We start from the raw sequence: 9440 nt of genomic DNA, 5'->3' as shown, positions 1-9440 counted from the left end.
CCCCCGCACTCCCCCGCCCCGCCGCCTGCGGCGCCGTGACGACACTGCTGACGACGCCGGTCCCGTCGCCGGCGTCCTCGACGCCGCGCTCGGCGACGACCAGCGCTGGTCCACGTGGTCCGCCGTCGAGAAGGGGCAGCGCGGACCTGAGCCGCGCCCCGACTGGGTCGTGACCGCCGACGCGGCCCTCGACACCGAGCTCGGCCTGCTCAAGACCGGCAAGGAGGCGGACGTCTTCCTCCTGGAGCGGGCCGTCCCCGGTGACCCCGCGCGCCGCAGCCTGCTCGCCGCGAAGCGCTACCGCGACCTCGACCACCGGTCGTTCCGGCGCGACACCGTCTACACCGAGGACCGCCGCGTGCGCCGCACGCGCGACCGGCGCGCGCTCGACCGCAAGTCCCGCTACGGCCGCCAGGTCGCGGCCGGGCAGTGGGCCGCGGCGGAGTTCGCCGCGCTCGGCGAGCTGTGGTCCGCGGGCGCCCCCGTGCCCTACCCGGTGCAGATCGACGGCAACGAGATCCTCATGGAGTTCGTCGGCACGTCGGACGGCGTCGCGCACGAGGCCGCGCCCCGGCTCGCGCGCACCCGCCCCGACCCGGACCTGCTCGCGTCGTGGTGGGACCAGCTCCGCGACGGCATGGCCGTGCTGGCCCGCCTCGGCTACGCGCACGGCGACCTGTCCCCGTACAACGTCCTCGCGGACGGCGACCGGCTCGTCATCATCGACCTGCCGCAGGTCGTCGACCTCGTGGCGAACCCGTTCGGCACCGAGCTCCTGCTGCGCGACTGCCGCACGATGTCCGCGTGGTTCGCCGCGCGCGGGCTCGAGACCGACGCCGACGAGCTCTTCGCGCTGCTGCTCGCCGAGGCGTGGTGACGGTCGGCGCGGGGCGCGCGAGGCGTGGGACGATCGCCGCGTGCTGCGTCTCGCCCTCGTCGGCCTCGACTCGTCCCACGCCGACCACTACGTGCGGCTCGTCGAGGTCGAGCGGCGCTGGCCGGGCGTGCGCGTCGTCGCGCTCGTCGACGGCGAGCCGGCCCGCCGCGGGGAGCTCGCCGCCGCGGGCGGGCTGTCCCTCGGCGCGGGTGAGGTCACCGTGCCCGACGTCGTGGGGCGGGTCGACGCGGCGATCGTCGCCCACCGCGCGGGCCGGCTCCACGGCGCCGCGGCCCGCACGCTCCTGCGCGCGGGCGTCCCGGTGCTCGTCGACAAGCCGTTCGCGGCGTCGGTCGCCGACGCGCGCACCACGCTCGACGTGGCCCGCGCCCACGGCACCGCCGTGACCACCGCGTCCGCGCTGCGGTTCGCGCCCGAGGTCGCGGCCGCGCGCGCCGTGCTCGCGGCCCGCACGACCGAGACGGTACCGACGGCCGGGGCGGCGCCGACGTCGCCCGAGCCGGTCGTGGAGGTGTCCGGGCCCGCCGACCCGGCCGACGAGCGCGACGGGCTGTTCTTCCTCGGCATCCACGTCGTCGAGGCGGCCCGCGCCGTGGTCGGCGGTCCTCCCGGCGCGGGGTGGGCGCCGCCCGTCGTGACGACCTCGGCGGACGGGATCGTCGCGACCACGCGCCTCGGCGGCGTCCCGGTCCGCCTACGGTTCCTCGACCCGGGCGCGCACCCGACCGCGGGGTTCACGGTCGCGGTGCGCACGCCGCGCGGCGTCGAGCGCTCCGAGGTCGTGCTCGACGCCGACTACCTCGCCCCGGTGGTCGAGCACGCCCTCGCGGTCCTCGCGGGCGCCGACGAAGAGACCGCCCGGATCGACGCCGAGCACGCGACGGTCCTCGCCGACCTCGCGCTCCTCGAGCAGGTCACCGCGGGGCTGACCACCTGACGCACACGGCCGAGGCGCCCGGCCGCGCCGACGCCGGACCGACGGGGTAGAACGGGACCATGGATCCCTCCACCGAGTCCTTCGACGCCGACGACGTCCAGACGTTCCTCACGACCTACGGGGTCGCGCTCTCCACGGGCGACCTCGACACGATCGGCGAGAGCTACGCGTTCCCGGCGCTCGTGGTCGGGTCGACCGGGTCGGTGCTCCTCGCCGACCCGGAGGACGTGCGCGAGTCGACCACCGAGACGGCGCGCGGGTTCCGCGAGCGCGGCCTGGTCGGCGTCGTCGCGCACCTCGAGGACGTCGAGGAGGTCGGCGACGCGCTCGTGTGGGCGCGCGTGCGCTGGAGCTACCGCGACGAGTACGCGAACGAGCAGGAGGCGCAGGAGGTCCGGTACCTGCTGCGCCGCGCACGCGACACGTTCGAGGTCTGCGTCGCCGCGCCGGTCACCCCGTAGCCCACGCCATCAGCCCCGCACCGTCGACCTTGTCAGCACGCCACGGGCACCGGGCCGCTCGGGCGCTGCCCGGGTGCCGGTCAGGACAGCCGGTTGTCACGGTCCTCCCACGGGACGGGCGTCGCCTCCTTGCGGGGCGGGTCGTCAGGCTGCAACGCCCGGACGACGAACGACCCCCCGGCGAGCACGATGCCCCCGGTGAACACGACGTGCAGCAGCACGGAGGCGGCCTCGAGGACGCCCAACGGCACGGGCACGCTGAACATCACCCGCGGGAGGAGGACGCTACGGAGCAGCTCGCCGACGACCGCGAGCGCCAGCCCGGTCCAGAGCATCGTGCCGGGCGTCAGACGGGGTGGCATCGGAGGGTCCTCTCGTCGATGAGCGGGTGCGGATGACCCGCCGTCGCGCGCCGGGCCCTCGTCCGGTCCGTTCTTACCACGCGGCCCTACCGGACAGCGACGGACCCGTCAGTGGAAGTCGCGCGACGTCGTCGCGACCTGGAGCGACAGCGGCGCGAGGTGCTCCGCGACGAGGTTCGTGGCGCCGTCGGCCCGCTCGAGCCGCCCGCGCACGACGAGCGCCGCGGACCCGCGCGCGACCTTCCGGAACCGCTGCCACAGCCCGGGCGAGCACACGACGTTGAGGATCCCCGTCTCGTCCTCGAGCGACAGGAACGTCACGCCCCCCGCCGTCCCGGGGCGCTGGCGGTGCGTGACGACGCCGCCCACCGCGACGCGCGACGACGGGTGCGGGCGCGTCCCCGGCACCTCGCCCGCCGCGCGCTCCGCCTCGTCGACCTGCTCGATCTCGCGCGACACCTCGACCGCCCCGACGACGGTGAGCACGCCCGCCGCCGTCAGACCGTCGCGCACGTACTGCGTCGGGTAGGAGTCGGCGGACACGCCCGTGGCCCACACGTCCGCGACGGCCGTCTCGACCTCGGTCATGCCGGGCAGCGCCGGGGCCTCGACCCCGACGCTCACGCCCGGCAGCGTCCCCGGGCCCTCCTGCGCGAGCGCGCCCGCCGCCCACAGCGCCTCGCGCCGCGTCACGCCGAGGCAGTCCGTCGCGCCGGCGGTCGCGAGCCCCTCGAGCTGGGCGGTCGTGAGGTCGACGCGCCGCACGAGGTCGCGCAGGTCGCTGAACGGCCGCCCCTCCCCCGGCGCCCCGCGCGCCGCGACGACGCGCTCGGCCGCGTCCTTGCCGAGCCCGCGCACGCTCGCGAGCCCGAGCCGCACCGCGAGCGTGAGATCGGGCTCCGGACCGAACGCGGTGTCGACCCGCACCTCCCCGCCGAGCATGCGGCTGTCGTCCGTCCGGGCGCCAGGACGATCGGTGTCGGCAGGGTCGGCGGGCGCAGCCGCATCGTCGGCCGGCAGCCGCTCGACCGTCGCCTCGACGTCGGACGCGTTGACGTCGGGGCGCAGCACGGTGACGCCGTGGCGGCGCGCGTCGGCGACGAGCGACTGCGGCGAGTAGAACCCCATGGGCTGCGCCGCGAGCAGCCCCGCGTAGAACGCGGCGGGGTGGTGCACCTTGAGCCACGAGCTCGCGTAGACGAGGAACGCGAAGGAGTACGCGTGCGACTCGGGGAACCCGAAGTCGGCGAACGCCTTGAGCTTGTCGTAGATCTCCTCGCGCACGGCCGGGTCCGTGACCCCCTTCTTCCGCATCCCGTCCATGAGCCGCCCGCGCAGTTCCTCCATGCGCTCGACGGACCGCTTGGACCCCATCGCGCGCCGGAGCTGGTCGGACTCCTTGGGCGAGAAGCCCGCGACGTCGATCGCCATCTGCATGAGCTGCTCCTGGAACAGCGGCACGCCGAGCGTCTTGCCGAGCGACTTCTTCAGCAGCGGGTGCAGGAACGTCACCTTCTCCCGCCCCCGCGCGCGGTTGATGTACGGGTGCACGGACCCGCCCTGGATGGGACCCGGGCGGATGAGGGCGACCTCGATGACGATGTCGTAGAAGTTCCGCGGTTGCAGTCGCGGGAGCGTCGCCATCTGCGCGCGCGACTCGACCTGGAACACGCCCACGGTGTCGGCCGCGCACAGCAGGTCGTACACCGCCGGGTCGTCCTCGGGCAGCGTGTGCAGCGCGAGGCGCGGGCCGCCCTCGTGCCTCTCGACCAGGTCGAACCCGATGCGCAGCGCCGTGAGCATCCCGAGGCCGAGGAGGTCGAACTTCACGAGCCCCGCGTCCGCGCAGTCCTCCTTGTCCCACTGCAGGACCGTGCGCCCCTCCATGCGCGCCCACTCGACGGGGCACACCTCGATGACGGGGCGGTCGCACATGACCATGCCGCCCGAGTGGATGCCCAGGTGCCGCGGGAGCCGCAGCATCCGGTCGGCGAGGTCGAGCACCGCGTCGGGGATCTCGCCCTCCTGGGCGGCCGACGGCGGCCGGTGCGCGGGCACGACGTCGTGCGTGTCGTCCGCGCGCAGGACCTCGCCCTCGTCCACCGCGAGCGGGTCGACGACGCGCGTGCCCCGGCCGCTCAGGTCGGGCGACCAGTCGCGGCTCCCCCACAGCCGTGCCGTCGCGGCGTCCTTCCGGGCGGTCCGCGTCGCGGGCTCGGCGGTCTTCGCGGCGAGCGCGCGCTCCTTGGCCTTCCGGTCGGCCGCGGGCGACGACGGGTCGGGGCCGCGCAGCGACCCCCAGCGCTCGATGGACTTGCTCCACGCGTCGGCCTGCCCGACGTCGTACCCGAGCGCCCGGGCCGCGTCGCGCACGGCCGACTTGGGCCGGTAGGAGATGACGTTCGCGACCTGCGCGGCGTGCGTGCGCCCGAACTTCCCGTAGACGTGCTGGATGACCTCCTCGCGCCGCCCCGACTCGATGTCGACGTCGATGTCCGGCGGGCCGTCGCGCTCGGGCGCGAGGAAGCGCTCGAACAGCAGGCCGTGCTTCACCGCGTCGACGGCCGTGATGCCGAGCGCGTAGCAGACCGCGGAGTTCGCGGCCGACCCGCGGCCCTGCGCCAGGATCCCGTTGACGCGGCAGAACTCGACGAGGTCGTAGACGACGAGGAAGTACCCCGGGAAGTGCAGGTCCTCGATGACGCGCAGCTCGTGGTCGATCTGCGCCCACGCGCCCGGGATCTTCTCCTGGTCGCGCGGCCCGTACCGGTTCTCGCCGCCGCGTCGCACGAGCTCGCGCAGCCAGGTCGCCTCGGTGTGCCCGTCCGGCACCGGGTACGGCGGGAGGTCGGGCGCGACGAGGTGCAGGTCGAACGCGCACTCGTCCCCGAGCGCGGCGGCCGTCGCGACGGCCTGCGGGTGCCGGTGGTGGCGCGCGAGCATCTCCGCCGCCGAGCGCAGGTGGGTCGTCGGGGCGCCGGGGAGCCACCCGTCGAGGTCGTCGAGCGACGAGCGGGCGCGCACCGCGGCGAGCGCCCCGGCGAGGTCGGCGTCGCGCGGGTGAGCGTAGTGCGCGGCGGTCGTCGCGACGAGCGGCAGCCGGGCGTCGGCGGCGAGGTCGGCGAGCGCCGCGTGCAGGTCGGCGTCGCGCGGGTCGTCGGTCGTGGTGATCTCGACCGCCACGTTGTCCTCGCCGAACACGGCGACGAGCCGGTCGAGCTCGCGGCGCGCCGCGGCGCGCCCGGACGTGACGAGCGCGCGCCGCACGGAGCCCTTGCGGCAGCCGGTGAGCACGAGCCACTCGCCCGCGCCCTGCGCGCCGAGCGCGTCGAGGTCGTAGCGGGCGGCACCCTTGGTCCCGGTCGCGAGGTGCGCGGTGGCGATCGCGCTCGACAGGTTGCGGTAGCCCTGCGCCCCCCGCGCGAGGACGAGGAGGTGGGTCGAGCGCGGGTCGGGCACGCCGGTGGGCGGGTCGAGCACGGGCGGTCCCGCGGGCGTACGCCCGTGCTCGACGACGGGCAGGTGCAGCTCGGCGCCGAAGATCGTGGGCAGCCCGACCTTGCGCGCGGCCTCCGCGAACCGCACGACGCCGTACAGGCCGTCGTGGTCGGTGACGGCGAGCGCCGACAGCCCGAGCCGCGCGCCCTCGGCGGCGAGCTCCTCGGGGTGGGACGCGCCGTCGAGGAAGCTGAACGCGGAGTGCGCGTGGAGCTCGGCGTAGCGCGGGCCGGTGGTCCGGTCAGTCATACAGGCCCTCCACGGTCCACCGCCCGCGCGCGCTCGCGAGGAGCAGGCCGCGGCCGTCGTCGAGCAGGACCTGAACGTGCACGCGGCGCCGGGGCGCGGGCGTCCACCAGCGCTCGGCGAGCGGCCACGGCCCGGCCCAGTCCACGACGGCGCGCGCGGACCCCGGACCGGGCAGCGCCGCCTCGCCCCGGGGTGCCGTCGGGCGGCGCGGACCCTCCTCCGCCGTGGCGGCGGGCCACCGCACGGTCGCGGGCTCGCCGCTCATCGCGAGGCGCGCGTCGACGACGACGGGCCGCCCGGCGTCGTCGAGCACGACGACGTCCTGCGGCTCGACGGGCACGACCGCGGGGGCGGGGCTCGGCAGCGCGCCGGGCCACGGCAGGGCCGGGTCGCGCGGGCGCGCGACGTCCTCCCCGAAGGGCACGAGGTGCACGCGGTCGGTCGCGTCGCGCCCGCCCTGGACCTCGACGCGCAGGACGGCGTCGCCGCCGAGGAGCCCCTGCACGCGCCCGAGCGCGCGGTGGGCGCGCGCGTCCTCCCCGCTCGACGCGCCCCACAGGCGCGGCTGCTCCGCCCCCGCCGGGACGACCTCCTCGGCCGTGAGGGACAGGCGGGCCAGCGGCGCCACGCCCGGGACGACGTCGGCCCCGCCGGGCGAGCCGTGCTCGCCGCCACCACGCGCGGCCCGGGCCGTGCGCCCGGCGCGGACGGACGTGGTGGTGAGCCAGCCCTCGAGCTGCCACCGGACCTTGTCCGTGAGGCGCGCGGGGCTCATCGCGCCCGGTCCGTCGAGCCGCCAGGTGCGCTCGAGGTCGTCGCCCTCGACGGTCCGCGCGGTGATGCGCAGGCGCCCGGCGACGAGCGAGCGCGCGACGAGCTGGTCGTGCAGGTCCTCGGAGAGCCGGCGCGCGGCGAAGGTGGCGACGTCGACGCGCTCGGCGGGCGGGTCGAGCTCGGCGCTCACCGCGACGTCGGGCTCGACGCGGCGGCGCGCGGGCGGGCGCAGGTCCTCGCCGCGCGCGAGCCGGTGCGCCCACGCGCCGAGGTCGCCGAAACGCCCCTCGACGGTCGCGGGCGGCAGGGCCGCGAGCGCCCCGAGCGTGCGCACGCCGAGCCGGCCCAGGAGGTCCACGAGCTCGTCGACCGCGACGGCGGCGTCCGGCCGGGCGGTGACGTGCACGAGGTCGCGCGCCGGCCGCGGCGCGAGGAACGCGGCGGAGCGGCCGGGCGGGACGACGGCGGCGTCCCGCGCGGCGAGCACGGCGGCGAGGATGCCGTCGGCGACGCCCACCTGGCTCTCGTGCCCGGTGCGCTCGGCGACGCGCGCGACGAGCGCCTCCGCGAGCGCGGCGTCGGAGCCGTGGTACCGGCTCGCCCCGGCGGCGGGCAGGAGCAGCAGGCCGGGCCGGGTGATCTCCAGCCCCGCGACGACGGTCTCGGCCGCGAGCGCGACGGGCTCGAACTCGCGGGCGTCGCGCGCGTCGTCGACGTCGAGCAGCTCGAGCTCGGGGCAGCACTCGCGGGCCCGACGACGGCGCATGCCCCGGCGCACGCCCTGGGCGCGGGCGGTCGCGGAGACGGCGACGACGCGGCGGCCGTCGTGCGTCGCGGCGGGGACGTGCGCGGGGACGTCGCGCACCGCCATCGCCGCGAGCACCGGCCAGTCCGGCACCCACAGGGCCGCCGTGCGGGTCGGGCTCGTGGTCATCCGACGAGCCGGAGCCGGGAGGGCCGGTCGGGGTCGTCGACCCGGCCGGCGTCGGCGACCACGGCCTCGGCGTCGGGCCGGGTGCCCCGGGCGTCCTCGGCGAGGAACGCGGGCCAGTCCTCGTGGGCGAGCGGGAGCTCGACCTCGACCCGCGTGGGGCGCGCGGCACCCCCGCGGCCCGCGCGCTCGACGACGAGGGTGCGACGGCGCAGCCAGCCCGCCCCGCGGTCCGCACCGGACCAGCCGCCGCCGGTCACGGTGAGCGCGACGTGCGCGCCCGGCCACGTCCCCGCGGCGACGAGCAGCGCCCCGCGCTCCCGCGCCCGCGCGGCCAGGCGCCGTCGGTCGGCGTCGGTGAGGGCGGCGTCGGGCCCGACGACCACGACGTCCAGGCCGTCGACGAGCGCAGCGATCGCGAGCGCCGCGTCCGGCCCGGGCCGCGGGACGAGGACGACGCGGTCGAGGTCCGCGCCGGCGTCGGCGGCCGCGAGCAGCCCGACCGCGGGGAACCCGACGGCGGCGGTCCACGCCCCGGCCCGCGACGGCCGCGCGACGAGCGCGAGCAGGAGGCTCGTCGACCCGCGCACCGCCAGCACGGTGCCGCGCTGCAGGGCACCGAGCGGCAGGAGCGGGGCGAGCGCGTCGTGCACCGGCCACGCCCGCTCGTCCGGGATCACGTCCCGGCTCGGGTCACGCCTCGCGACGTGGCGGCCGCGAGCGCGCGCCGGGCGCTCGGCCGGCGCGACAGGGGCCGGGCGGGCGGCCGCCGCCGAGGAGACGTCGACGAGCGGGACGTCGGCGATCGAGACCGTGTCGGCGAGCGGGACCGTGTCGGCGCGCGGGACGGCGGCCGGTGCTGCCGGGACCGCGGGTGCGACGACCGGGCGGTGTCGGCGGACGCCCGTACGCTCCTCCGCACGGCGCAGGACGGCACGGGCGCGCTCGGCCTTGTCGACGGCCGCAGCCGTCGAGCCTGGTGCCCCCGCCCGTTCGGCGGGGTCGGCGAGAAGGGTCATCTCGCCTCCCGGGATGCTGCTCGGACGGGACGCGCACCGCGCGTCGACTGCTGGGGGCGTCGTTCTGCACCCGCCATCGTTCGAACAGACGTTCGAACACTTCCAGTGAACGACCGCCGCCGCGGGGTGTCAACTCCGCAGGTGAGAGCCGTCGGCTTCGTCCGAGATGCCCGCCGCAACTCTCGACCGTCGATCGAAGGTTGACCCCAACCCTCGACCTCTACCTGAACCTCCTCCCTGCCGAACCTGGGGTCGCAGTCCGTCCGGCGTGCGGCACGAGCCACGAGCCACGAGCCACGAGCCACGAGCGC

At 77.1% G+C, this 9440-nt stretch carries 7 protein-coding genes; 3 read left to right on the top strand and 4 right to left on the bottom strand.

The window, feature by feature from the left end:
• The first annotated feature begins 25 nt into the window (after positions 1-25).
• From A0J59_RS15035 to A0J59_RS15025, 3 genes are read left to right on the top strand one after another with little or no spacing between them, the layout of a single operon-like run.
• Positions 26-877: a serine protein kinase RIO gene (locus A0J59_RS15035; protein ID WP_064316643.1), complete on the top strand. Its 852-nt coding sequence runs from the start codon at positions 26-28 to the stop codon at positions 875-877.
• Between the two features lie 40 nt (positions 878-917).
• Entirely contained in the window at positions 918-1835 is a 918-nt protein-coding gene (locus A0J59_RS15030; RefSeq protein WP_064316635.1) for a Gfo/Idh/MocA family oxidoreductase, read from the top strand.
• A 59-nt stretch (positions 1836-1894) separates the two neighbouring features.
• Entirely contained in the window at positions 1895-2296 is a 402-nt protein-coding gene (locus A0J59_RS15025; protein ID WP_047234291.1) for a hypothetical protein, read from the top strand.
• Between the two features lie 80 nt (positions 2297-2376).
• Here the strand turns inward: A0J59_RS15025 and A0J59_RS15020 are convergent, their stop codons facing one another.
• The 4 genes from A0J59_RS15020 to A0J59_RS15005 all read right to left on the bottom strand — a co-directional run bounded on the left by A0J59_RS15020 (position 2377) and on the right by A0J59_RS15005 (position 9129).
• Positions 2377-2658 carry a hypothetical protein gene (locus A0J59_RS15020; protein ID WP_064316634.1) on the bottom strand — a complete coding sequence of 94 codons (282 nt, stop codon included), beginning with the start codon at positions 2656-2658 and terminating at the stop codon, positions 2377-2379.
• Between the two features lie 108 nt (positions 2659-2766).
• Positions 2767-6405, bottom strand: coding sequence for an error-prone DNA polymerase (locus tag A0J59_RS15015; RefSeq protein ID WP_064316633.1), 3639 nt, complete (start codon positions 6403-6405; stop codon positions 2767-2769).
• The gene (locus A0J59_RS15010; protein WP_064316632.1) at positions 6398-8113 is read right to left on the bottom strand and encodes a DNA polymerase Y family protein; all 1716 of its coding nucleotides are present in this window, start codon (positions 8111-8113) and stop codon (positions 6398-6400) included. Before A0J59_RS15010 ends, A0J59_RS15015 begins: the two co-directional genes overlap by 8 nt.
• The gene (locus A0J59_RS15005) at positions 8110-9129 is read right to left on the bottom strand and encodes a hypothetical protein (RefSeq protein WP_181446404.1); all 1020 of its coding nucleotides are present in this window, start codon (positions 9127-9129) and stop codon (positions 8110-8112) included. Before A0J59_RS15005 ends, A0J59_RS15010 begins: the two co-directional genes overlap by 4 nt.
• Positions 9130-9440 lie beyond the last annotated feature (311 nt).

This window comes from Cellulosimicrobium sp. I38E, from assembly GCF_001647255.1.
Lineage (GTDB): Bacteria > Actinomycetota > Actinomycetes > Actinomycetales > Cellulomonadaceae > Cellulosimicrobium > Cellulosimicrobium cellulans_E.
The sequence above is the reverse complement of the archived record's forward strand: the minus strand, read 5'-3'. Positions and strand labels throughout refer to the sequence as shown.

Bases quoted from the DNA above. Each gene is read 5' to 3' on its own strand.
- A0J59_RS15020 (WP_064316634.1), bottom strand. From the start codon at position 2,658: ATGCCACCCCGTCTGACGCCCGGCACGATGCTCTGGACCGGGCTGGCG.
- A0J59_RS15005 (WP_181446404.1), bottom strand. From the start codon at position 9,129: ATGACCCTTCTCGCCGACCCCGCCGAACGGGCGGGGGCACCAGGCTCG.
- A0J59_RS15015 (WP_064316633.1), bottom strand. From the start codon at position 6,405: ATGACTGACCGGACCACCGGCCCGCGCTACGCCGAGCTCCACGCGCAC.
- A0J59_RS15025 (WP_047234291.1), top strand. From the start codon at position 1,895: ATGGATCCCTCCACCGAGTCCTTCGACGCCGACGACGTCCAGACGTTC.
- A0J59_RS15010 (WP_064316632.1), bottom strand. From the start codon at position 8,113: ATGACCACGAGCCCGACCCGCACGGCGGCCCTGTGGGTGCCGGACTGG.